The organism is Bacillus sp. EB01, assembly GCF_000613125.1.
In the GTDB taxonomy this organism is placed as follows: Bacteria; Bacillota; Bacilli; order Bacillales; family Cytobacillaceae; genus Bacillus_D.
Window position 1 is genome coordinate 454,401 of sequence record NZ_HG964497.1, and the last position, 24,605, is coordinate 479,005.

Genomic DNA, 24,605 nt, shown 5'->3' on the forward strand with positions numbered 1-24,605 from the left:
TTATTAGCATGGTTGAGCGAATATGCACGTGGGACAAGGGGGTGGCTAAGTTTTTCGAAAAATTGGACTGTTTTTCGGCGTATTTGCAAATATCGGTCATATTTAAATCTATTTCCAAAAGAAAAATCCGCCATATGACGGATTTTTCGGCGATTTTTTAATATAATTTATGCAAGTCTATTCAGAGCAATTCTATCTATGAGCCTTTTTAAAATGGAATCTAATCAGTGCCAGGCTTCATCAAGCGTCTCTCTGAAAATCAAATCAAGCTTTTGAGTGGGGTCCTCGATTGAAGTACTGAGATTTTTAACATAATCTTCAAAGTGGTTGATTTCCTCATCAAGATATCGGTTGATTATATCCAGCCTTGGTTCAAGATTCAGCTCATCCCCGCCAATTTTGCGGATTAGCAGGGTATTTACCTCATTCCGCAGGTCTCCAGGCGGAAGCAAGCGTTCCATAAGAGATTGGAATTCCATTGGAGGGACTGTGTTATATTGTTCAATCCATTTTGCTGCCAGTATCGGGCGCAGGACGTAAAAGTACTTCTTAATCTTGACCGTATCTCCTTGGAGGAATTCCCGGTAGTTCCCTTTGGCCATATTTAAATAGTGGTGCATGCCGGAAACTGGAGAAAAAATTGTTTCGTTTAATTCCCTTAGTTTTTCGGCCACAGTACCAAATTCATAGTAAATAATGCCGGAACGGAGCCACTCAAGTAGCGGCGGGTTTGATTTTCTGAACAGGCGAAGAGCTTTCCTTAATTCCCAGCCACTCACATCCAGCAAATCATCAATTGGAATTGTTAATGAATCATGCTTCGGAATTTCAATGACCTCGCGTTTTTGGTCAATCGATAGGTACCAGTCCATTTCATGTACATACATAAAGCGCACATCGTAATCGCTATCCTTTGAGGGAAATCCCCAGGCGCGACTTCCCGACTCGCAGGCATACAGGATTTTGATTTTGTACTGCGCCTCAATTTGCCTGAGGACGTCCTGAATATGGTCTTTCACACAAATCCCTCCTTTGTTAAGTTAATTCTAGGTTTCTTTACGTATTCCTTTAAAACAAAAACCCAGGAAAATGATCTTCCCTGGGCTTGATTAATTATTCTATAACACTAATTGCACCCTTGACTGCCTCTAAGAGATCGCAATCGCTCCAGGAAGGCATGGCCTTTTTTCCAGCAACCACAAGCTCGTGCGATGCCGGGATATGAGTGACCTGCAGGTATCGGCTTGCCGCCCAAAGACAGTTCATGCAGTACCGAATACATCACATTGTTGCAAAGATACGTTCCTGCTGTATTTGAAATTTCAGCAGGGCAGCCTTTTTCCTTAAGTGTATGAACCATTGACCGGATCGGCAGACTGGAAAAATAACCGTCCGTCCGGCCCATCCTCTATAATTGGAGCATCTTCGAGTACAACACCGTTATTATCTGCTGCACCATCCCTGCAATTAATGGCAATACGCTCGGGTGTAATCGAATTTCGGCCTGCGGCAAGTCCGAGCGATACTACTACATCCGGATTTAGCTCTTTTATTTTTTCCAAAATGATTTTGGACGACAAGCTGTAATCAACAGGAAGAAGCAAACCAAAAATCTTGTTGTTCCCAATTGACTGGCCGCTTAAGGCTGAAACAATTTTCTCCGTAGGATTGATTGGAAATCCCAGAAAGGGTTCAAAGCCTGTTAAAAGCAATTTTTTCAAAATGTCCCCTCCTACCAGCTCGCTATGCTTCCATCAGTCCGATGCTCGGTGCCGCCAGTTAGGACGCCTGTCTCAGAATTACGGACAATGACCTGTCCCCGCCCAAAACCGCCAGAGTCATGGGCAACAAGGATTTGATGCCCTCTTTCGGCGAGCTCTTGGACAAGATGGTTCGGAAATTCATGCTCAACTTCAATCTTTTTACCCTCAATCCACTGCCAGCGAGGCGCATCCAGTGCAGCCTGGGGATTCAACCCAAAGTCGATCATATTCATTGCCACTTGTACATGACCCTGAGGCTGCATGTAACCACCCATTACCCCGAATGGCCCAACCGCTTCATTTCCCTTGGTGATGAAGCCAGGGATGATTGTATGATACGTTTTTTTACCGGGAGCAAGGGCATTTTCATGCTCGGGATTCAGTGAAAAATCATGGCCCCTGTTTTGGAGTGCGATTCCTGTACCTGGTACCACGACCCCTGATCCAAACCCCATATAATTGCTCTGGATGAACGAGACCATGTTGCCATCACTATCGGCAGTTGCAAGGTAGACTGTCCCGCCTTTCGGTAACGTACCCGGCTCAGGGTCCATTGCGGTTGGCTGAATTTTCTTTCGCGCTGTTCGGGCGAATTCATCTGATAAGAGGTCAGCTACCTTAGCTTTCATTGTTTTCGCATCCGAAATATAGGTCTTCCCATCCGTGAACGCCTGCTTCATCGCCTCAAGCTGAATATGGACTGCTTCTGCATTCTCACGGTGGGTAAACGTATATTCCTTTAAAATATTAAGTGCCATCAGAGCGACAAGTCCCTGTCCGTTCGGCGGGATTTCCCAAACATCATAGCCTTTGTAGTTAACAGAAATCGGCTTGACCCATTCTGGCCTGAAGGCAGCCAGATCTTCTTCCTTCAAGAAACCGCCTTGCTGGCTGGATGCTCCAGCAATTTTTTCTGCAAGCCTTCCTCTATAAAAACTTTCCGCACTTGTCTCTGCTATTTCCTGCAATGTGTTGGCGTGGTCCTCGGACTTCCACATTTCACCGATTCCAGGTACTTTCCCATTAGGAGCAAACACGCGGAACCATTCCTCAAACTCCGGCCCTGTTGCCCTGGATTTGTAAGCGTTATAAGCCCTAGTCCAGTACCTTCCGAGGATAGGAGAGATTGGATAACCGTTCCCTGCATACTCAATTGCTGGCTTTAACACCTCTGTAAGCGGCAAACGGCCAAATCTTTCAGATAATGCTGCCCATGCGGATGGAATTCCAGGAACTGTTACCGGAATCCAGCCCATAACCGGCATTTTTTCATGGCCAAGCTCTTTCAACTTTTCAATTGAGATAGATTGTGGTGCCGGACCGCTGGCATTTAGTCCATGCAGTTCCCCTTTTGTCCAAACTAGGGCAAATGCATCACCGCCAATTCCGTTTGAAGTAGGTTCTACAACTGTCAAACATGCCGCCGTTGCGATTGCGGCATCAATTGCATTACCGCCCTGCTGCATAATTCGGAGACCCGCCTGGGCCGCAAGCGGCTGTGACGTGGCAACCATCCCGTTTCTAGCAACGGTTGCCATCCTCCGTGATGAATAAGGATATGTAAGAAGTGACATATTATTCCCTCCCTGGCTGTTTCGCCTTCCGAAATAGTATACCAGATGCCAACCTATCAGAAAAAGAGGAAAAGTCAGACTTTTCTAATTGCTAGTTTATCAGGCTTAAATGAAGATTGAATTAACATACTTACTTAAGGGACACGATTGCCCGTCAATCAAATAATGTTTTTTCTGCTTCTTACTTTCAAAAAGATCTCTTTCCTCCAACTATAATAATGAATCAAACGAATTAGTAGACCTCATGAATCCATCCAGTTTCCTGAAAAGTGGTTCCAATATGAACAAAAGCGCAAGCGCCTTCGTGACAGGCAAAAACCGCCTATCACTGCGATGATTATTCTCAGGAGCTTCCCTTAGTGGTCATCGCCGTACAAAATGGAGGGACTTCGACTGAGATAAAGGAATCACGAAGAGCACTAGCGATTCGATGATGACTTATCGTAGGGAGGAGGCATGAAGTTTGCTAGGCGATAGGCGCTCCTCATTACGCTATTGCGTAATTTCGTGCGATGCTTATGCTGCCGAAGCGTTCCTTGTGGAGCTAGACGTACATACGCTCAGTAAAAAAAGTTACCCACAGTCGCGAAATTTATAATTTCCTTGAACACAAATAAAAGGCTGGAATTTTTATCCCAGCCTTCAAACTATTACTTCATATCTTCAAATATACTTTTTACCATCTTGACCGGTATGCTGGAGCCGCCGCGTTTCTGGACGCCTTCGACAACCATTGCAACTAGCATATCCTCCGCCTCGGCGTTATATGCCACAAACCAGCCGTTTTCCTTTCCGGTTTCCCCCTGGCTTTCCTTGATTTCAGCAGTTCCGGTCTTTCCTGATAAAGGATATCCCTTGATTTCCGCAGTTCGTGCTGTACCGGCTGGGTCTGAAACAACTTTTCTCAAGATAGGACCAACGGTTGAGGCAGCTTCAGCACTAATCGCCTCTTGTTTTAACACCTGGCTCTTTTCCTCATCCAGCAAAAGGATTGGCTTGATCATGTTGCCAGTATTCAGGAACGGCGTGTAGCTTGATGCCAGATGAACGATATTCATTTCAAGCTGTCCCTGGCCATAGCCTGCATCCGCCAAAAGGATGTCAGTATCAAGCGAACCAGTTTCTGATGTTTCAAGCGGGAAAGGATAGCTGATTTCCTCGCCAAATGCAAATTTCTTAAGACCATCGGAAAATTTGTCCTTGCCAAGCTTTAGAGACGTCTGGGCAAAGTAAATATTATCGGAATACACGAGTGCCTTTTCAAGATTCACATTGGAGGCTTCGCTTACCCTTGTGACAAAATAGCCACCCCAGGATGGATCTTTTTGCCACTTGAGTCCTTTCACATTCATCTTTGCTTTCGGATCAAGTTCGCCAGCAGTTAATGCTGCTCCGGCGACAATCGGCTTGATGACTGATCCCGGTGCGTACCTATCATTGAATCTCGCATTCAAGGGCTGCTTGGGATCTTCGCTTAGCTTTTTCCATTCAGGCGCCGACATTCCGAATACAATTTGATTAGGATCAAACGAAGGCGAACTGACAAGAGCCAAGGTTTCTCCCGATTTTGGATGAATCGCAATCGCCGCTCCTGCCTCTTTTTTCATTTTCGCCGCTATCTTTGCCTGTAATTCAGCATCGATGGTCAGCTTGACGTGCTGACCGTTCACAACCGGCTTTTCAGCCAGCACTTCCTTGTTCCCGGCTTCATCAACGATCACGATTTGGACACCGGGCTGTCCCCTAAGCTGTTCTTCAAACTGCTCTTCGAGTCCGCTCTTTCCAATAAAATCATTACTTGAGTAGCCTTTGCCTTCCAGCTTCTCCAAATCTTCCGCTGTCACCTTGCCAATATAGCCAACCAAATGGGCGGCCGCTTCCCCATATGGGTATATCCTCGATTCAACCCTTTTCGTCTGGACCGGTTCGAGCTCTATTAATTTATCTATTAGGGCTTTATCATTCTCTGAAACCTTTTTAAGCGGGACAAAATATTCCGGTTTCACCCATTCGGCTCCTACCGCTTTCTCAATGCTTTCCTCCGGCATATTTAAAAGCTTTGCCACCTGGGAAATCGTCTCTTTTTCTTTCCCTTCCATATCTTTAGGAACGAGTCCAACTTCTAAGACCAATCCTGTAGTGGCAAGCTGCTGTCCATTCCGATCATAGATCTCCCCCCGTGCCGGTGTTTGTGTGGCTAGCGAGATCTTATCCGTCTTCTCCATCTGCGGGAATATGTAACTCGTATTCCAATCAATATACCAATTCTCTTTATCGTTCCGGGTTTCTTTGACAAGAAAAGCATCATGTCCGAATTCTATCGGGCCCGCGATACTTTCCATTTTAGCTGTAAAGCTGTATGTGGCCTGTTCCTTTTCAGCTTGTTTGTCTTCCTTTGGCTTTTTAAAGCTTATTTTTAAATCATTAATTTGCAGGTCTCCATATATCTTTTTATACCGCTCCGTAAATTCCTTTTTACTGATTTCGTCCCGTGTCTCAGAGGACAAATAATCATACATTCCGTCAAAATCCTGTTTGTTCCATAAATCAATGTAACTGGAAAAACGGTCTGCAGGCTGCGGCTGTTCCGTACATCCAGCCAGCACAGCCATCAGGGCTACACCAATAAGTAAACCTATCAGCTTCTTCATTACTTGTCCCCCTCTGCTGTTTCCCCCATTTTACCAATATATGTTTCGAAAGGCTAATGATTCAGTATCGGACTGCCGTGCTACTTCAATTCTTCCAATATTCTAAAAGGTTCTCGGGAAAGTTGATAATATCCCGTTTTGCGGGCGGCAAGAGGGTACAATTTTCATAAAAAAAAGAGAGGGCTGCCCCTCTCTTCAAATACTGGATTATGAATTTGAGTTATCTCCAGATTCCTCGGTTGAATCGTCTGCTGGAGCTTTTTCGGATGAATCATCAGCTGGCTGGTTAGAGGATTCACCTGCTTCTTCCTCAGTACCTTGTTCATCAGCTGGTGTTTGGCTATTGCCTTCTTCCTCAACGGCTTCCTTCTCGTCAGCTGCTTCTTGCCCGCCAACTTGTTCTTGTTGGAGCGCACTTAGCGTCTTGTCAAAGAAATTTTCTGGATTGACTGCCACACCGTCCTTACGGATTTCAAAGTGGACATGGACACCAGCTTTTTCATTCAGCAGACTTTGTCCTGCTGTTGCAAGTACGTCACCTTTGTCTACAGTATCTCCAACTTGGACTTTAATGTCTTTAACGGATTGATAGTGTGTTACAATACCAGTGTCATGCTGGACTTCAATCCAGTTGCCAAGCAGAGCATCTTCCTCTACTCTTGTAACTGTACCGCTTAGTGCTGCAAGCACATCAAACGCGGAGCCATCCTTCATGGCAATATCAATGCCAGTATTTTGGACGTAGGTATTGTTGTAGACTACCAGTGCTGCTTCCTGTTCCTTTTCGCTGGCGGCGTTGTCATAGAACTTCTTTTTAACGACTGTCTGTTCCTCGTTGCCAACCGGCATTGAGATGGTTTCCATAGACTTGTTGACTTCTAAGGATGGTTCATCGACTTGCTTTTTGGCGAGATCAGTCGATTTGTAATCGTATTTGTCTGCTGAGTCGCCGCTGTTCTGGTACCAAAGAACACCTGTCAGAATGATGGCTGCACTAAGAATGTAAACTGTGGGTAATACCCAGCGCTTTTTGAAAAAGCGTTTGACTCCTTGAGAAGATTGCTTTTTTTCTTCCTCTCTCATTATCATCACCTCAGCAATCATTCTGAACACATTGGTAGAATTATATACATGGCATGAAAAATTTTTGGTTTATTTTTTGTATTTATTTCCGTTTTATGCATGAAAGGGTGATTTTTCCTGAAATTTGTCAAATGGGCGGCAAGGCTGCTGCCTTTCATCTATATGGTTTTGATCTGGACGATGTCCAGCCTGCCCAGCAACCACTTCGTAGAGCTCCCTGATTCAAAAATCGACCGCACCATAAAGGAATCTCTTCATTTGATAGAGTTCGCGATTCTATACGGTTTGCTTGTACTTGCATTCCTCACTACTAAAAAGAAGTTCACTACTCGTGTGAACATGGCTCTCGCTGCTGTAGCGGCTCTCTATGGGGTTACAGACGAAATTCACCAATCCTTCTACCCTTATCGGTCGGCGTCGCTGTTTGACCTCTTCAAGGACGTTGTCGGGATTCTGGTTGTTTATTATTTTGTTAACGGGGCAATGTTCAAGGCGAAATTCCAGAGGCTTGCAAGGCTACTGGAGAAGTGGAGGAAAGCTGTTGGGCCAGGAAGCGGAAGACTCCACTCCTATTTATAGCGCTAATAGCAATAACTCATTGGTTCAGCTTTTTTAATACATGGCTGTGTTATACATCGCTGTTGATTTCCGCTACAGGCGCTTCGCTTTCCAAGGGCGGCCTGGGAGCCTCCTCGGCGCTAGCGCCTCTGGGGTCTCCCACTGACCTTTTGTCCCGTAGGACGTCACGGAAAAAGCATCGCAGGAGAAAATGCGTTTTTTGCATTTTCGAACGAGTCTTCGCGCCTTCCGCTACAATCAACTCTGTTTAATAAACAACATTATCCTATAACAAAGCCTAATACATAAAAGGCCGGCTCCTTTATCGGGAGCCGGCCTCTTCGTTATTTGCCTGCAGTAATAGTAGCAAGAAGTCCATCTGCCTTGCTGATATCGATTCCTTTATAATAATATTTAACAATTTCTTTATATGTTTTGCCTTCAGCAGCCATACCATTGGCTCCGTACTGGCTCATACCGACTCCATGGCCAAAGCCCCGGGTAGTTATGATAATTTCATTTCCGCGTCTCTCCCAGGAAAAGTCAGAGGATCTTAGGTCAAGCTCATCACGTATTTCCCTTCCAGTAAGAGTTTTCCCATTGAAATCTACTGTTCCAACCCGGTTCCCTGCCGTCCGTTCTTTAATAACCCCAATTGTCTCGGAGTTTCCAATCTGTACCCCAAGCTTACTTTCAAAGTCCTGAATAGAAATGGTTATTTGGTTTTTGTATTTTGGAGATTTTTTGTCCCATGGGCTTTCTACGCTCCTTAAATACGGTACAGTATTTTTCCAATAGTCTTCTGAATTCTCCGTATAGCCATTGCTAGTTGAAAAAAATGTGGCATCAATAGCCTTGCCATTATAGGTAAGGATTTGCCCATCCGTTGCCCGGACTGCATCCTTGATCTTCTTCTTTTTCCACTTATAATCCGCACCCCATCCTATGGGTTTAGGCCGCTTTAGTTCTTCATCACTTTTGAATACCTGGTGGATTTCAGTGTCAGTCACCTCTGCCCCTTCCGGAAGGCCAAGCTTTTCCTTCGTTAATAGCTGTTGGACTATATAGGTTCTGGCTGTCAAAGCCTGCGCTTTTAATGCCTCCTCCTCAAACTCCGCCGGCATTTCGGCTGCTACGACGCCTTCGAGGTACTTATTGAGAGTCAGCTTTTCAATTTTTTGCTGGGCGGTCCGGTATACTGCGACTTCTACTGTAGCATCTGCTATACGTTCATTTGCCTTCTCAGTTGGAGCCTGCCGCAAGTCTTCACCCAGTCTGCCGCTAGCCTGTTCACCCTTATAAGGGAGGACGAGCAATGCTGGTATGATGAGCGTAACTGCAAGAAGGAAGGATGCTAGTGCGATGAATGGTTTTGCGTTTTTCATATAAGAGCCTCCAGTTGAAAAGTAAACGGCCGGCCACAAACCGGCTGCGCTTCATTAAAACATATGGAGGTGGACAAGCAGATATGACTAAAGGTTAAGGTTTTCCATTTCACTGTTTCTCTTTTACAAGACTGCCTTATACAGCCTCTATGGACAAAAAAGCGCCTGCCAAGTAGTTGGCGGACGCTTTTTTGCTAGTTTTGGGGATGGATGGAATATCCATAGTCAGTCATTTCTGCAAGTCCTTCTTTAAAGAGGATTTCCTCTATTTGCAGTTTTTCACCAAAATACTTTTTCCCATTTTCACGGAATACCTGACCGCATTTATTTGAGGTAACATACAAGGTTTCATAGGTGTATTCATAATCATCTCCGCCGATAGCTTTCCTATCACCAACAGAGATACAGAGTTTCTCTATTTCCTCTTTATTCCCGCTTTCATCAACAAAATAATATTTGTCCTCTATTAAGGAACTGTCCAGTGGTTCCGCAGAGAGGCCGTAACCAGATTCATTAATATTAATGATGTCATATCCATCACTTGTTTTCTCTAGTGGTGTGTTTTTTATGTCATGGACTACCTTAATTTCACCCTCAAAACCTTTTGGTATCAAATAAGCATTATGAGTCCGCTCTTGAAACTTATTGACAATGCTCGGTACGGAAACAATCGCCGCAGCCGTAAAAACTCCGACACTTATAAAAGAAACCACGAGCTTCCAATTAAATCTAATCTTCCAACCCGCCTGCTGCCATTCTGCAAAAAGAAAGAATAGGAAGGCGGAAGCAATTGAGTAGAAGGCCACTTCATCAATAAAAAATACAGGTGAGAGACCTACAGCAATATGGATTAAACCTGCAGATGGGAACCGAAAAGCACCGAGCCTTTTTGTAAGGAAATCAGACAAATAGGATACTGGAATTGCCACAACCATATTGCCAATCATCGCTATAAGCAGCATAATACCAAAAACAAATATAGTCGATCCAACAGAACCTGAAAGGAAACCAGGTATTAAAAGTGTAATGATTCCAAGGGCCAAAGTAGTAAATAAAGCGGATTTTAGTTTAATAAAAAAATTCGTCATGGGCACTCACCTCTCTTACACATTTTATCAAGATGCCCTCATCAATATTGTTACAATATAAAGAAACTTGAATCGTGAACTATCCACTATATAGGTTAAACCTAAAGTCTTTCTGTAATTTCCGCTCCAGGCACTTCGCTTTCCACGGGCGGCCTGGGAGCCTCCTCGTCGCTTTGCTCCTGCGGGGTCTCCCACTGACCTTTTCTCCCGTAGGAGTCTTCGTGCCTTCCGCTTCAATCAATAAAATGCCTACCCTTCTTTTGCAATTTCAACAAATATCGACCTAAATATAAAAAGCCAAAGGGTAACTGTCAGACATCAGACAGCAAATCCCTTTGGCTTTCTAAAAATCAGCATACGAACGTACACTGTAAAGTTATTCAATTAAGCGTTCATGTCGGAAACAAGCGGTTGTGTTTCTTCGGAAAATACTTCCTCAACTTCTTTAACGCGCTCAATATCGGCACCTAATGCTGCCAGCTTTTCATGGAAATTTACATATCCACGGTCCAGATGCTTTAGTTCCGTAACACGCGTGACACCGTCCGCAACCAGGCCAGTTAAGATCAATGCTGCTGCTGCGCGAAGGTCGGTTGCTGCTACTTCTGCACCCTGAAGGTTTGACTTTCCAGGAATGATGACAGAACGTCCTTCAATCTTTATTTCGGCATTCATGCGACGGAATTCTTCCACATGCATAAAGCGATTTTCGAAGACTGTTTCGGTAATCATACTTGTTCCTTCAGCTCGAAGCAGCAATGCCATCATTTGCGATTGCATGTCTGTCGGGAATCCTGGGTGAGGCATTGTCTTAATATCGACTGCCTTCAGCTTATCCGGGCCAATTACCCTTACGCCATCATCTTCTTCCATAATGGTGATGCCCATTTCCTCCATTTTCGCAATCAATGAGGACAAATGCTCTGGAACAGCGCCTTTGACAAGCACGTTCCCGCCCGTGATTGCTGCAGCTACCATGAATGTACCTGCTTCAATACGGTCAGGAATAATGGAGTGGTCTGCACCAAACAATACATCCACACCTTCGATTCGGATCGTTCCTGTACCAGCACCGATGACCTTTGCTCCCATTTTATTCAGGAGATTTGCAAGGTCTACGATTTCAGGTTCTTTTGCAACATTTTCAAGGATGGTTGTGCCTTCTGCGAGTGTTGCTGCCATCATGATGTTCTCAGTTGCACCGACACTTGGGAAATCCAGGTACACTCGGGCGCCTTTCAAGCGGCCCTCAACTTCTGCTTCAATAAAACCATTGCCAACCTTCACCTTGGCTCCCATTGCTTCAAAGCCCTTAAGATGCTGGTCAATCGGGCGTGAGCCAATTGCGCATCCACCAGGCAATGCCACACGGGCACGGCCATTGCGCGCAAGCAGCGAGCCCATGACTAAAACTGAAGCACGCATTTTCCTTACATACTCAAATGGTGCTTCCTCATTCAACTCTCTAGATGCATCTACTACAACTTGATTATCTTTAAAAACGACGTGTGCGTTTAGGTTGCGTAATACTTCGTTGATTGTATATACATCGGAGAGAGTAGGAACATCACGAATTATACTTCTTCCATCACTTGCCAATAGTGTTGCAGCGAGTACAGGCAGTACAGAATTTTTGGCACCTTCAACCTTAACTGTTCCATTCAGCCTATTTCCGCCGCGGACGATGATCTTTTCCAAGTGTATTCCCCTCCGCGTCCTAGTTCTCTATATTAATATTCAACCGTTATGATGGGGGTGCCGATTATCACAGTTGCATCTTTTCCCCCAGTCGAGCGGGCAGCGATTTGCACATTCATGCCATTTCCAAATGTATCGGGCAGATATGGTGAAAAAGCCGATACTGAAATAAAATCATCTTCCCTTAGTGCCTCGGTTTCAGCGGCATTTAATCGTTCCAAAATACTAGTTACTTTTCCAGATAGAGCCTTATCTATTCTATCATTGAACTTGCCCTCGATACAAGAGAAAATTGACGGCTGGCCACGAAATATGTCGTTTATCCGTGCCGAAAATTTCTGTGATTGTAAAAAGGCAGCACTTTCCTCATTCCATTTTCCGCCGGTCACCTTATATATTATATACGCATTTGCCTCATGGGGTGTGCGGGTAGAAATTAATTGAAGGTATTCCTGGCCATAGACGGAAGGAGGAGATACTGCTGCAACTTCCCAAGTATGGCCTTTTGTGGAAATGGACCAGTCCCAATCGGGGAACATATCCTGCAATCCCTTGGCATACTCCTCCAATTCCCCGGGTGAATTGGAGACTTCAATATACTCCCGTGAATAAACCGACCACTCCTTAAAGCTTACACTTTCTGCTTCCAATACAGCGGCAAGTTTAATTAAATCCGGTGCACTGTCAGCTACAGTCGTTTTATTCCCAAGTTCCAACACGATAAAACCAATTATGGCAAATAATGATAAAGCTAATTTTATATTCATGCGTCCGCTCCCCTTCCCTTATTACCATTTTGGCCATGGAAGAGCGGTACATACATGGGAAATCTCGTCACTTTTAGACAATGCCTCTACTATGTACACCTGATGGTTTTCATATAGATTCAGACTAATTTTAAAGATATCCCGCTTAATTTGGGAAGGTCCCCGTCACGATGTGTTTGTTGGTACGGGTTTTCCTTCAGAGTACAGCTTTACCTCGTTCTGTTTGGAGATAGGCAGATTTCGACTTCCAGTTTTCACAGGACAATGAAGAATGCTTCGTTTTCTCCAAACCGAGGAGTATTCGTACCCTAATACTATTGTAAGGCGCATGAATTGTGTTTTAAATCACAATCTTGATTGTACTCAATAATCTTCCATTTGAACACATGAATGAAGACCTAAATATTTTCCAGTTTTTAAACAATCCAAATCATTGCTTTCCTGAATATAGACGGGATTAGTTATGTAAAGTTTCCCTTTAAAATTGGAAAAATCCGATTAGTAAGGCCCTATATCTACCGTATTTAATTCGCTAGAGCTTATCTGCAATTCAAAAGATATGTTGAAGCTGGCGGGATAAAAGGAGATAATCCAAAAAGAAATTGCTTACGGCCGACCCGATAACAATTGAAAGCATGATATAAAGAATTCGTGCTTGCAGAACTCTACCGGCTCGTAAAAGTTTGTCAAAGTTCAGTGCTTGCAATGCCCACCATGCCAATGCAATAAAAATCAGATGGGTAAAAATGCCCACAACAGCCTCTGCCCCGAGTCCACCTATCATACACTTAATCCTCCTCAGTAAAAATCTTTACGCCCATTAAAGGGAATTTTTAGGATATTGTTAGTTGTCTGATTTGTTTTAATATGAAATAATCAATGATAGCCATTCTATTTCATTGTAGGTATTTGATTTTTTTTACGCAATTTATTTGAAGAAATTTGTTCTGTGTTCCAATTTAACTTGTGAAGGTGATTGATTATGAAAAAAGTAAGGAAAGCGATAATTCCTGCCGCTGGACTTGGTACACGTTTTTTGCCGGCGACAAAAGCTATGCCAAAAGAAATGCTCCCGATAGTCGATAAGCCGACCATTCAATATATCGTGGAAGAGGCAATTGAATCAGGAATTGAAGATATCATTATTGTAACAGGAAAAGGCAAACGATCGATAGAAGATCATTTTGATCATGCTTTCGAGCTGGAGCAAAACCTCCTTGAAAAGGAGAAATTTGATCTGTTAGAGAAGGTTCAAGCGTCAACAAACATGGTCGACATTCATTACATACGGCAAAAGGAGCCTAGAGGCCTTGGCCACGCCGTATGGTGTGCAAGGAACTTTATTGGCGATGAACCGTTCGCGGTTTTATTAGGAGACGATATTGTTCAGGCAGAGGTTCCATGCCTGAAGCAGCTTATGAATCAATACGACCAAACTCTTTCCTCTGTCATTGGGGTCCAACGCGTCCCGGAATCGGAAACTCACCGGTACGGAATCATTGACCCTATTGAGGAGTACAATCGCCGCTATCAGGTAAGACAATTCGTCGAAAAACCAAAGCTAGGTACTGCCCCATCCGACTTGGCGATTATCGGCCGCTATATCCTTACTCCGGAAATATTCATGTTCCTGGATAAACAGGAAGTTGGTGCCGGCGGGGAAATCCAGCTTACCGATGCGATTCAAAACCTAAATGAAATTCAGCGAGTATTTGCCTATGAATTTGAGGGGAAACGTTACGACGTCGGAGAGAAACTTGGCTTTATCGAGACAACTATCGAATTCGCCCTGCAAATGCCGGAATTGAGGGAAGATCTTCTGGCTTATATGAAAAGAAAACTTGAATCCTAATATACACAAATGGCCGGCTCAGATGTGAGAGCCGGCCATTCCTATTGTTACCCCTTTTGTTAAACCTCAGGGTGCAAAGCGTTTCCCAAGCACCTGCACCCTCTAATTGCATAACCATAACCAGGGATCCCGGCTATCCCCTAAATATCCGGGCCCCATTGAAACTCCCCGTCAGATTTGTGCCGTCCCTAGCTAAGGAAATCACTAAATCCATTAAAATATTCATGCAGGAAGTCGAGCGCTACATTCGGAAGCAGCCCGAACAGTACGCTTCCAGCAACAGCTATCGCAATTGCAATAGACAATACAACCGGAGTTTTTATAGCAGTTTCATCCTGGGCAGGCCGGAAAAACATCTGCGTTAAAATTCCGAAATAGTAAACATATGAAACCACTGTTGTGGCGATCATCACAGAAGCCAGTACATAATGCGGATTTACCGGGTCGACGAAGGTGCTCATAAATATATTCACCTTGCCAATGAAGCCTGCCGTTCCAGGGAATCCCGCCAAGGAAAGAATCAGGATTCCAAAAGCAACAGCCAGAAGCGGAGCTCTCTTATAAAGACCCGCAAACTCCTTCGTGTCCGTTGTACCTCTTTTTTCAGTTATCAGCTGGATAACGGCAAACGCCCCAACGTTCATGAAAACATAAGCGAGCAGATAGAACCATACAGCATCAAACATGAAATAGCTTAAAGTAGAAAAGGCAACAAGCACATAACCTGCATGAGCGATACTTGAGTACGCAAACAGCCGTTTAATATTCCGCTGCCTTAGAGCAACGACGTTTCCAATAATCATGGTTGCTCCTGCAAGGAAGGCAATATAATCCTGTAATTTTAACAGGAGCGGCATCGAGTTTGGCCCTTCGGAAGCAAGTACACCAAAAACAGATAGCATAATCCTGATAATAATGATGAACCCAGCAGTTTTTGAAACGACGCTCAGGAATGCCGTTACTGGTGTTGGCGCGCCCTGATAAACATCAGGAGCCCACATATGATATGGAGCAGCCGCAATTTTGAACGACAGCCCTATAAAAATCATAAAGAAGGCGATTCCAAGCAAATAGATATGCTGCGAATCTGCAGCCATTTGCAGGACTCCGGCTATTTCCCTTAAATTAGTTGAACCAGACAATCCATAAACATAGCTCATTCCGAATAAGGTGATTGCTGTTGCAATACTGCCATTGATGACGTATTTCATTGCCGATTCATTGGAGTCCAGCCGGTTCTTGCGCATCCCGGCCAGGATATAAGACGAAATGGAAAGCGTTTCAAGGCCAACGAAGAGGGTGATTAAATCCCCGCTTGATGCCATAATCATCGACCCTAGAAGCGCTGTCAGGAATAGATAGAAAAACTCTCCCTTGTATTCCTCAAAACCATCCTTTGGGTTATACTGTATAGCCAAAAGCATAACAAGTGCGGAACCGATTAACAGGATAAACTTAAATGCCTTGGCAAATGAATCCAGCCTGAAAGTATCAGCAAGGATTGATGTAACTGGTGCATCAATTAGCCCTGCGAGCGAAATGGTTGCAGATGCTATTGCCGCGATGGCTATCCAGCCAAATATCTTGCGGTCGTTCTCTTTTGGCATGAATAAATCAATAAGTGTCAGGAGTGCAGCGGTACCCAGGATAATAAACTCAGGCATCATTGCTCCCCATTCATATGATAGCAATTCATTGAGATCCATAGTGCATCAACCCCCCAGCCCAATCATGATAGTTTTAAGAGCCGATTGCAGCGGTGAGCCGAGTACACTTGGGAATACACCGATCAAGACAATCAGGAAAACCAGGGTCACTGCAGGTACAAATTCAACGCCCTTTAAATCAGAAACAGCCGTGAAATCCCGATGTGACTGCCCATAAGTCATGCCAAGGATGGCACGCAGCAAGTACGCAGCAGTCATGATAATGCCGATACAACCAATCGCTGCCAGTATAGGCATTTCTTCAAACAAGCCCAGGAAAGCCATGAATTCGCTAACGAAACCTGACATGCCAGGAAGGCCAAGCGACGCCATGCCAGCGGCAAGCAGAATTCCAGATGCAATCGGCATTCCCTTAGCTAGCCCGCCCATATTTCCGAGAAGCGATGTATCAAGCCGATCATAGAAGACCCCGACAAGGAAGAACAACAGTGCTGAAATCAACCCATGTGAGATTACCTGGAAAATAGCCCCCTGTATACCTGCTTCATTCAGTGCAGCTAGGCCAATCAAGACAATTCCCATATGCGAAATGGAGGAGTAAGCAAGCACCATTTTGAAGTCTTTTTGAATGAATGCCAGAAAAGCACCATACAGAAGATTTACTACTCCAAGAATAGCGATAATTACAGACAGCTCCTTGAACTGTTCAGGGAAAATTCCGAGCCCGAAACGGATTAAACCAAAGGCTCCAATTTTCAACAGAATGCCCGAGTGAATCATGACAATTGCCGGTGGTGCTTGAACGTGTACTCTTAGCATCCAGCTGTGAAGAGGGACAATCGGAAGCTTAATGCCAAAGGCAACTAATAGTGCAATCAATAATCCCATCTTGGCGCTTTCGGAAATCTCAGCAACCAATTCGGCATTAGGATTTGTCATGAGTTGCATGAGAATTTCAATGTTTGTAGTACCTGTCCTTGCGAAAAGGACCATAATAACAATCAGCAAAATGGCTGAACCCAACCCATTATAAATCAAGAAGCTGTATGCTGCCTTTTCTTTTTCAAAATAGCCCCATTTCCCTATCAGGAAGAACATTGGAATTAGAGTCATTTCAAAGAAAAGGAAGAAAAGAATCAAATTTTGCGCTGTAAAGACACCTAACATGCCGAGTTCGAGCAGAAGGAACAGCATGTAATATCCTTTCAATTCCTTGTTTACCTTCCATGACGCAAGGGCTGCCAATGTTGCGACCACCGCTGTCAAAACGACCAAGAGCATGGAAAACCCGTCAATGGCGAGTTCATAGTAAACTGAAAAGAAATTCTCTTCCGAAGGACCGAATCCCCCGAATTGCAACCAGGGAGTTCTTACCGAAAAGTCGGCCAAGTCCTTGCCCCAAAGGTAATGCAAGTATGTCCCTATTCCAATAATTAGTGGAGGAATTGTAGCCAGCAGACCTACTATTTTAATCAGCTTCTCATTCGATTTCGCTATAAAGGCAAGAACTGCAATTCCCAATAGCGGGGAGAATACGAGCAGTGAAAGAACAAACGATAGATCCATTACAAGTACCCTCCTGTCAGGGCAAAGATGACTGTCAGTACAGCAAGCCCGATGAAGGCAACAGCAGCATATGTCTGCACTTGTCCAGACTGGAGCTTGGAGCCAATTTTACCCAAAGCCTGGATTAAACCAGTTACGAGGCTTGCCAACCCTTCTACTAAGAAAATATCAAGATAGCGGAAGAAATGGCTGACGGCCTTCGTTGAATTAACGACGGACAGTTGATAAAACTCATCAATATAATATTTGTTATAGAGAATTGTATGAAGCATAGGGGTACTGCTGCTAAACCAATCTCTCGAAATTGAACGCTTTCCGTACATGAGCCACGCAAGAAAAATCCCTGCAAGCGATACGAGCGTTGCAACCACCATAATCCATGCCGGCCCTTCAATATGTCCATGGCCAAGAGCTTCTGTACCTTCAGTCAGCCAATCACCCAGGAATGCACCGAACCAAGGTGTATTAACATAACCTGCTACAACTGCGAGGATAGCAAGGATAATCATAGGTCCTGTCATCGTGCCAGGAGACTCGTGAACATTTTTTGTCTTGGAGCGAGATTCTCCCCAGAAAACCATAAAGAACAAACGGAACATGTAGAATGCTGTAAAGAATGCCGCAATCACTGCCAATAAGAACAGAATCGGATGCCCCGCTTCCCAGGCAGCAATCAGGATTTCATCTTTACTGAAAAAGCCCGAGAATAGTGGAACCCCGCTGATTGAAAGCGTTCCGATTAGGAACAGAGGTCCTGTGATTTTCAGTTTTTTCCAAAGACCGCCCATCTCTTCAATATTCTGTGTGTGGACAGCATGGATGACACTTCCTGCAGCAAGGAACAGGAGTGCCTTAAAAAATGCGTGTGTCATCAAGTGAAAGACACCAGCCACATAACCTGCTGAACCAAGCGCAAGCATCATATAGCCAAGCTGGCTAACTGTCGAATATGCAAGCACCCTTTTGATATCATTTTGGACCAGGCCGATGCTTGCGGCAAAAATTGCTGTAAATGCACCGATAACAGCGATAGTGAGCATAGCCGTTTCACTGGCATTAAACAGTGGGAACAAAGCTGCAACGAGATACACACCAGCCGCAACCATTGTGGCTGCATGAATCAATGCAGATACAGGAGTTGGACCTTCCATCGCATCCGGAAGCCATGTGTGGAGTGGGAACTGACCTGATTTTCCCATTGCTCCAACGAAAATTAGAATTGCAATTAAAGTCAGCATCCCGGCTGTAATAGCTCCGCTTTCTACTACTGCAAAAATTTCATCGTATTCAAAGCTGCCAGTTTCCCAGAATAATAGAATCATACCGATCAACAGACCAACATCGCCTATCCTGGTCATAATGAAGGCCTTTTTGGCAGCTGCTTTCGCTTCCTCCTTAAAGAAGTAAAAGCCAATTAACAAGAATGAACCCAGGCCTACTAACTCCCAGAAGAAGTAGGTTTGCAGGAGGTTCGGCGAAATAACAAGGCCCAGCATGGCAAATGTAAACAAGCCAAGGTAGGCATAGAAAACTGGAATTCGCTCATCGCCGTGCATGTATCCCTTTGAATAAATATGTACGAGACAGCTAACGAGCGACACAATAAGCAGCATCAATGCATTCAGTTGGTTCACTTCAAATCCCGCTGTTAATTGAATATTATCCCCTATTGTAAGCCAGGTTGCCTCCGATTTATATGTAGGCTCCGTAAACCGTTCAAAGAGGACAAGTAAAGACATGGCAAGCGTTGCCAGAGTCAGCCCAATCCCTACATAGGCGCTTGTCTCTTTAAGACGTTTTCCGAATAGAAGAAGAATCAAAAATGATAAAAGCGGGAAAAGCGGTATGATCCATGCATTTTCCATCAATACACTATCCCCTTTTTAAACGCGCGTTCATTTAGCAATAGTCTCTGTCAGCGCGCCTGATTGAGCCTGTTTAAAGGCTCCCGCAGGAATGGCCCTGCGTTTACTTTCGCCATTTGGCACCCGGGTACCCTCTGGCATTCATGTGCTTAAGCGGACACGGGCGCCTTCGCTTTTAGTTTTATCCAGCTGCAGCGCCCAGCGTCTAGTGTCCTTCGGTCCCCTCACTACGATAAGTCAACATCGATTCACTTCGTTCATCGTGTTTCCTATATCTCATGTCGAGGCCCTCCACAAGGAATGCTTCGGCAGCATAAGCATCGCACGAAGGAAAAGCGATAGCTTTTTCGAGGAGGCCATACGCCGCTTAACGGGCGCTTCCGCTTTTAGTTTTATCTAGCTTCAGCGCCGAGCCCCTCGATGTCGCTTCGGTCCCTCAGTGGAAGTCAAAGAACGACTTCCTCTTCTGGCCCTCCAGCGCTTGTCGGGGCTAATCACAGCGCTTCCGCTTTTAGTTTTTCAGTGTGTCCATTTCGTCTACATTGACTGTTTTCTTATTTCTGTATAGAGAGATGAGGATCGCAAGCCCTACAGCAACCTCAGCCGCTGCGACCGCCATTGCAAACAAGGCGAAAATCTGCCCGTCAATGGAAGGGGTCATTCCATATTTGCTGAAAGTCACAAGATTAATATTGACTGCATTCAGCATTAGTTCTATCGAAATAAGCACAATAATCGTATTTCTTTTTGTGAGGGCCCCGAACAATCCAATGCTAAATAAAATCAAGGCTAAAGCAAGGAAGGCAGATGCCGGTACTCCGGAACTCATTTTATTCGCCCTCCTTGTTATCTTTTTTCGCGAGGATAATTGCTCCGACTAGTGCAACTAGCAAGACAACCGAAACGAGTTCAAACGGAATAATGAATCTAGAATAAAGCGCCATTCCAATTTGTTCGGTATTGTTTTCGTGGAGTGCAATTGGGCCTGGGTTTAAGTCAAGGTTATAGATGCCCGCATATACCACAGCTGCAAACGCCGCTACTCCCAAAAAGACAAGGATATTACGCCAGCTCCCTGTTTGGTGCTCACTGTCAAGGTCATGCCGGGTAAGCATTATTCCAAAAAGCATGATGATGGTAATGGCACCGGAATAAACAAGTACTTGCACAGCAGCGATGAACTCAGCCGAAAGCAGAATATATATTCCCGCAATGCTGACAAATGTAAAGACGAGAGCGACTACCATATGGACGACATTGTTCAGGTTCAATAAGAGGACGCCACCGATAACTGCCACTAACGCCAGCCCCATAAAGGCAAGAAATTCTCCTGAAATCATGGCTTATTCACCTTCCGAACATTCTCGTCATTTTCATCCAGCCATTCAAGATTTTTAAAAAGGAAATCGCGGCTGTATTCGGCCAGCTCAAAATTATTAGTCATGATAATGGCTTCGGTTGGACATACCTCTGTGCATAGGTCGCAGAGGATACATATTTCGAAGTTGATGTCGTACGTATCAATGACTTTTCCCTTTTTGGTTGGATCTGGATGCTTTTTCCCTGTCAATTGAATGCAATCTGTCGGGCATATATTGGCACATTGATTGCAGACGATGCATTTTTCCGGATAAAACTTTTGAATTCCCCTGAACCGGTCAGGCAATGGCAGCGGTTCATTAGGATAATCGTACGTGACCTTTTCTCTGGTCAGGTTTTTCAGGGTATATTTTAAGCCTTTTGCCAATCCAAGCATGTTTTCACCCCTTTAATTCAATCATGTAATAGCAAGCCAACTGATGCACTTTTGGTCTCAATTGTATGTTTCTATCTTTCTAGAAAAGTTCAAAAAGTTCTTTAATAAGCGCAGTAAGGAACACGTTTGCCAGCGCAACTGGCAGAAGAACCTTCCATCCAAATTCCATTAATTTATCGGCACGGAAACGAGGGAATGTTGACCTGAACCAGATTAGGATAAAGATTATTAAACTGAATTTAAGTGAAAACCAGACTGCCCCCGGAATGAAATCAAGAATAGCTAACGGCGGTAACCAGCCTCCAAGGAACAAAACTGTTGTAAGAGCTGCCATTCCAAACATATACACATATTCCGCCAGCATGAAAAATGCCCATCGGAATCCTGAGTATTCAACATGGAAGCCGGCAATAATTTCGGATTCCCCTTCTGGAAGGTCGAACGGAACGCGATTCAATTCTGCAACGGATGCTATTAGGAAGACAATAAATGCGATTGGCTGAAGTATGATATACCAGCCATTTCTCTGAGCATCCACTATATCGTTCATGTTCAGGCTGCCAGTAAGGAGGACGATGCCAAGAACTGACATGACAAGCGGGATTTCATAGGAAATCATCTGGGCTGCTGCCCTCATCCCGCCAAGCAGGGCATATTTGTTATTGGATGCCCATCCGCCGATGAGGACACCAAAAGTAGTCAAACCGGATACAGCTATATAATAGAGAAGCCCGACGCCGATGTCGGCGAACTGAAATGCATCTGTAAACGGTATTGCCGCAAGGACCATGAAAGACGGAGCGAATGCGATGACAGGAGCCAATATAAATAGAGGCCTGTCTGCCGCCTTCGGAATAATGTCTTCCTTAAGTAAAAGCTTTAGTACGTCAGCTACTGTCTGGAGCAAGCCCCATCGTCCGCCAACCTGATTTGGGCCATGGCGCATTTGCATGAACCCCATGACTTTCCGTTCTGCAAGAATTCCATATGTTACGAAGCCGAGGACAACTAGCAGGAACACTGTTGTCAGAAGGAAAAAGATCGAAAAGTTGGCAAGTCCCGGTGTCGAGGTAAGCAAATTTTGTATCATTATCCATCCACCTCCCCGAGGACAATATCAATAGCCCCCAGAATCGCAATCATATTCGCCATATTTTCACCGATCAGGAGCTTCGGTAAAATTTGGAGGTTATAGAAAGATGGCCTCCTGAACTTTAGGCGGTAAGGCTCCTTTTTCCCATCGCTCGCAATATAGCAGCCAATCTCTCCACGCGGCGATTCAATTCTGACATAAGCTTCCCCCTTCGGCGCCTTGATGATTTTCGGCACTTTGGCGAGGATCTCTCCTTCTTGTGGAAATTGTTCACAAGCCTGTTCAAGGATTTTCAAGGATTCCTCGATTTCCCTGGTGCGGACGTGGTAACGTGCCCACGCATCTCCGCCCTCCTCGGTTATAACATCAAAATTAAAACGGTTGTAAATTGAGTACGGTTCATCTTTGCGCAAATCATATTTAACACCAGTGCAACGAAGGTTTGGCCCTGTCAACGAATACTGAATTGCAGTTTCCTTTGAGTAACGGCCGACCCCTTTAACCCTGTTCATGAAAATTTCATTGCCGGTAACAAGCTGATGATAGCCTTTAAGCTGTTCTCTCATATAGGGAATGAACTCCTGGACTTTTTCAATCCAGCCTTCAGGCGCATCCCATTTGACTCCGCCAACACGCATGTAATTAAACGTCAGACGCCCGCCGGAGAGTTCATTCAGCATATTGATAATCATTTCACGTTCTCTGAATGCATAAATGAATGGGCTTGTGGCTCCCAAGTCAAGCAAATACGTTCCCCACCATACAAGGTGGCTGGCGACCCGGTTAAGCTCCATTGCGATAACCCGAAGGAAGTCAGCCCGTTCAGGTACCTGAATGCCCATCATCGTTTCAACAGCATGGCAGATAACATAGTTATTGGTCATCGAGGAAATGTAATCCATCCGGTCTGTATAAGGAATGATTTGGGTATATTGCAGATTTTCAGCAATCTTTTCTGTCCCGCGATGCAGATAGCCAATGACCGGCTGTGCATCCGTAATGATTTCCCCATCAATCTTTACAACAAGCCGGAAAACACCATGGGTACTAGGATGCTGAGGCCCTACATTCAGCAGCATTTCTTCAGTTCGTATCATAGGTTACACCTCCACGTCGTACTGCTCGTAGTCTTTTCTAAGTGGATGGCCTACCCAATCATCTCCCAGGAGAATCCGATGCAGTTTCGGATGCCCTGTAAATGTAATCCCCAGCAAATCGTATGCTTCACATTCTGGCCAGTTTGCACCTGCCCATAATGGGTGCAGGGATTCGATTGTTGGCTCGTCACGATTAATCTTAACTTTCAGTGCCACAGATTGGCGATTTTTGTATGAGTACAAATGAACATATAGTTCCATATGTGTTTCAAAGTCGGCCCCATGCAACTCCGATAAATAATCAAAGCTAAGCTGTTCATTGAATTTAAGGAATTGCGCAACCTTGAAGTAGGTATCCGGTTTGGCAACAAGGGTTGGAACATCCTTTGAAAGTTTATTAATATAGGAATCTTCCAGAACATGGGCTCCAAGGTTCTCCTCAATTACCTTTACATACTTATCAAGATAAGGTTTATTAGGGGATGGAGCTGCTTGTGCCGCTTCTTCCTTTTCTCCACCGCTTTTGGCTGATGCTGCAGCGCGTTCCTTGGCAGCCGCCGCGGCTTTCGCTTTCGCCGCTGCAATCGCTTTCGCTTTCTCATCAGCACCATCAGGTTCTGCTGCACCTGTGCCGGCTTGTTTCGCTTGTGCTGCAGCCTTTGCCTTTGCCGCTGCTGCCGCCTTTGCTTTCGCTGCTGCAATTGCCTTTGCTTTTTCATCACCTGCTGCAGCGTCGGTTCCATCACTGCCAGCCTGCTTTGCTTGTGCTGCTGCTTTTGCCTTTGCTGCTGCGGCTGCCTTCTTCTTGGCTAAATCCTGGTCATCACTTTGCACTGGTTCTGCGTCTGGTTTTGGCTGTGCTCCTTGAGTAAGCTCATTGCCGGTTCCAGCTTCCCGTCTTTGTTTTGCTAATGCTGCCGCCTTTGCCTTTGCAGCGGCCGCTGCTTTCTTTTTTTCCAATTCCGAATCAGCAGATTTTGATTCTGGTTTTTCAGTTTTTGCTGGAGGTTCATTATGTACAGGCACATCGGTCCCGGAGGCCTCCTGTGCTGCTTTTGCCGCCCGCTTTGCGGCAGCTGCGGCCTTTGCCTTCTCGACCGCTTCCTTTTTTAATTGTTCGAGATCCTTCTCACCGCTCATCG

20 protein-coding genes and 1 pseudogene are annotated in these 24,605 nt (G+C 44.9%); 2 read left to right on the plus strand and 19 right to left on the minus strand.

The genetic code is table 11. The features are described 5' to 3' along the window. Nucleotides 1–224: 224 nt before the first annotated feature. The 5 genes and pseudogenes from TY16_RS01955 to TY16_RS01975 all read right to left on the minus strand — a co-directional run bounded on the left by TY16_RS01955 (nucleotide 225) and on the right by TY16_RS01975 (nucleotide 7,071). Nucleotides 225–1,019 carry a nucleotidyltransferase domain-containing protein gene (locus TY16_RS01955; protein ID WP_043930012.1) on the minus strand — a complete coding sequence of 265 codons (795 nt, stop codon included), beginning with the start codon at nucleotides 1,017–1,019 and terminating at the stop codon, nucleotides 225–227. Between the two features lie 94 nt (nucleotides 1,020–1,113). After that, a pseudogene (locus tag TY16_RS01960) lies at nucleotides 1,114–1,721 on the minus strand (pyroglutamyl-peptidase I). 11 nt (nucleotides 1,722–1,732) lie between these two features. Continuing rightward, nucleotides 1,733–3,337, minus strand: a complete 1,605-nt coding sequence (locus TY16_RS01965; protein ID WP_043930013.1) for a gamma-glutamyltransferase family protein — start codon at nucleotides 3,335–3,337, stop codon at nucleotides 1,733–1,735. Between the two features lie 650 nt (nucleotides 3,338–3,987). Beyond that, nucleotides 3,988–5,988 (minus strand): penicillin-binding transpeptidase domain-containing protein, encoded by a 2,001-nt coding sequence (locus TY16_RS01970; RefSeq protein WP_043930014.1) that lies wholly within the window; start codon nucleotides 5,986–5,988, stop codon nucleotides 3,988–3,990. Nucleotides 5,989–6,195: 207 nt separating this feature from the next. Continuing rightward, a complete protein-coding gene (locus tag TY16_RS01975; RefSeq protein ID WP_043930015.1) occupies nucleotides 6,196–7,071 on the minus strand; it encodes a M23 family metallopeptidase in 876 nt (291 codons plus the stop codon). 162 nt (nucleotides 7,072–7,233) lie between these two features. Between TY16_RS01975 and TY16_RS01980 the strand changes: the two genes are divergently transcribed. Next, on the plus strand, nucleotides 7,234–7,650 hold the full coding sequence (locus tag TY16_RS01980) for a VanZ family protein (RefSeq protein WP_043930017.1): 417 nt from the start codon (nucleotides 7,234–7,236) through the stop codon (nucleotides 7,648–7,650). A gap of 323 nt (nucleotides 7,651–7,973) precedes the next feature. Here TY16_RS01980 and spoIID read toward each other — a convergent pair whose 3' ends face one another. From spoIID to TY16_RS02005, 5 genes are all read right to left on the minus strand, one after another. Next, nucleotides 7,974–9,014: a stage II sporulation protein D gene (spoIID, locus tag TY16_RS01985; RefSeq protein ID WP_043930018.1), complete on the minus strand. Its 1,041-nt coding sequence runs from the start codon at nucleotides 9,012–9,014 to the stop codon at nucleotides 7,974–7,976. 194 nt (nucleotides 9,015–9,208) lie between these two features. Beyond that, on the minus strand, nucleotides 9,209–10,102 hold the full coding sequence (locus tag TY16_RS01990; RefSeq protein WP_043930019.1) for a DUF6843 domain-containing protein: 894 nt from the start codon (nucleotides 10,100–10,102) through the stop codon (nucleotides 9,209–9,211). A gap of 384 nt (nucleotides 10,103–10,486) precedes the next feature. Further along, a complete protein-coding gene (gene murA, locus TY16_RS01995; RefSeq protein ID WP_043930021.1) occupies nucleotides 10,487–11,800 on the minus strand; it encodes a UDP-N-acetylglucosamine 1-carboxyvinyltransferase in 1,314 nt (437 codons plus the stop codon). Nucleotides 11,801–11,832: 32 nt separating this feature from the next. After that, complete coding sequence (locus TY16_RS02000; RefSeq protein ID WP_043930022.1) at nucleotides 11,833–12,567, minus strand: YwmB family TATA-box binding protein; 735 nt, start codon at nucleotides 12,565–12,567, stop codon at nucleotides 11,833–11,835. Between the two features lie 550 nt (nucleotides 12,568–13,117). Beyond that, nucleotides 13,118–13,351: a DUF1146 family protein gene (locus tag TY16_RS02005; RefSeq protein ID WP_043930023.1), complete on the minus strand. Its 234-nt coding sequence runs from the start codon at nucleotides 13,349–13,351 to the stop codon at nucleotides 13,118–13,120. 198 nt (nucleotides 13,352–13,549) lie between these two features. On the opposite strand from TY16_RS02005, the gene galU reads away from it, so the two are divergent. Beyond that, nucleotides 13,550–14,419 (plus strand): UTP--glucose-1-phosphate uridylyltransferase GalU, encoded by an 870-nt coding sequence (gene galU, locus TY16_RS02010; protein ID WP_043930024.1) that lies wholly within the window; start codon nucleotides 13,550–13,552, stop codon nucleotides 14,417–14,419. Between the two features lie 188 nt (nucleotides 14,420–14,607). Here the strand turns inward: galU and nuoN are convergent, their stop codons facing one another. From nuoN to TY16_RS02055, 9 genes are all read right to left on the minus strand, one after another. Beyond that, nucleotides 14,608–16,125: an NADH-quinone oxidoreductase subunit NuoN gene (nuoN, locus tag TY16_RS02015; RefSeq protein WP_043930025.1), complete on the minus strand. Its 1,518-nt coding sequence runs from the start codon at nucleotides 16,123–16,125 to the stop codon at nucleotides 14,608–14,610. A gap of 6 nt (nucleotides 16,126–16,131) precedes the next feature. Continuing rightward, complete coding sequence (locus tag TY16_RS02020) at nucleotides 16,132–17,652, minus strand: complex I subunit 4 family protein (RefSeq protein ID WP_043930027.1); 1,521 nt, start codon at nucleotides 17,650–17,652, stop codon at nucleotides 16,132–16,134. Then, nucleotides 17,652–19,520: an NADH-quinone oxidoreductase subunit L gene (nuoL, locus tag TY16_RS02025; RefSeq protein WP_043930029.1), complete on the minus strand. Its 1,869-nt coding sequence runs from the start codon at nucleotides 19,518–19,520 to the stop codon at nucleotides 17,652–17,654. Before nuoL ends, TY16_RS02020 begins: the two co-directional genes overlap by 1 nt. Before the next feature lie 508 nt (nucleotides 19,521–20,028). Beyond that, the gene (nuoK, locus tag TY16_RS02030) at nucleotides 20,029–20,346 is read right to left on the minus strand and encodes an NADH-quinone oxidoreductase subunit NuoK (protein WP_043930030.1); all 318 of its coding nucleotides are present in this window, start codon (nucleotides 20,344–20,346) and stop codon (nucleotides 20,029–20,031) included. A 1-nt stretch (nucleotide 20,347) separates the two neighbouring features. Further along, nucleotides 20,348–20,857, minus strand: a complete 510-nt coding sequence (locus TY16_RS02035) for an NADH-quinone oxidoreductase subunit J (protein WP_043930031.1) — start codon at nucleotides 20,855–20,857, stop codon at nucleotides 20,348–20,350. Further along, nucleotides 20,854–21,273: an NADH-quinone oxidoreductase subunit NuoI gene (gene nuoI, locus TY16_RS02040; protein WP_043930033.1), complete on the minus strand. Its 420-nt coding sequence runs from the start codon at nucleotides 21,271–21,273 to the stop codon at nucleotides 20,854–20,856. The genes TY16_RS02035 and nuoI overlap by 4 nt, the downstream gene beginning before the upstream one ends. 79 nt (nucleotides 21,274–21,352) lie before the next feature. Then, a complete protein-coding gene (gene nuoH / locus TY16_RS02045; protein WP_043930034.1) occupies nucleotides 21,353–22,363 on the minus strand; it encodes an NADH-quinone oxidoreductase subunit NuoH in 1,011 nt (336 codons plus the stop codon). After that, nucleotides 22,363–23,463, minus strand: a complete 1,101-nt coding sequence (locus TY16_RS02050) for an NADH-quinone oxidoreductase subunit D (RefSeq protein ID WP_043930035.1) — start codon at nucleotides 23,461–23,463, stop codon at nucleotides 22,363–22,365. The genes nuoH and TY16_RS02050 overlap by 1 nt, the downstream gene beginning before the upstream one ends. A gap of 3 nt (nucleotides 23,464–23,466) precedes the next feature. After that, nucleotides 23,467–24,603, minus strand: coding sequence for an NADH-quinone oxidoreductase subunit C (locus TY16_RS02055; protein WP_043930037.1), 1,137 nt, complete (start codon nucleotides 24,601–24,603; stop codon nucleotides 23,467–23,469). Nucleotides 24,604–24,605 lie beyond the last annotated feature (2 nt).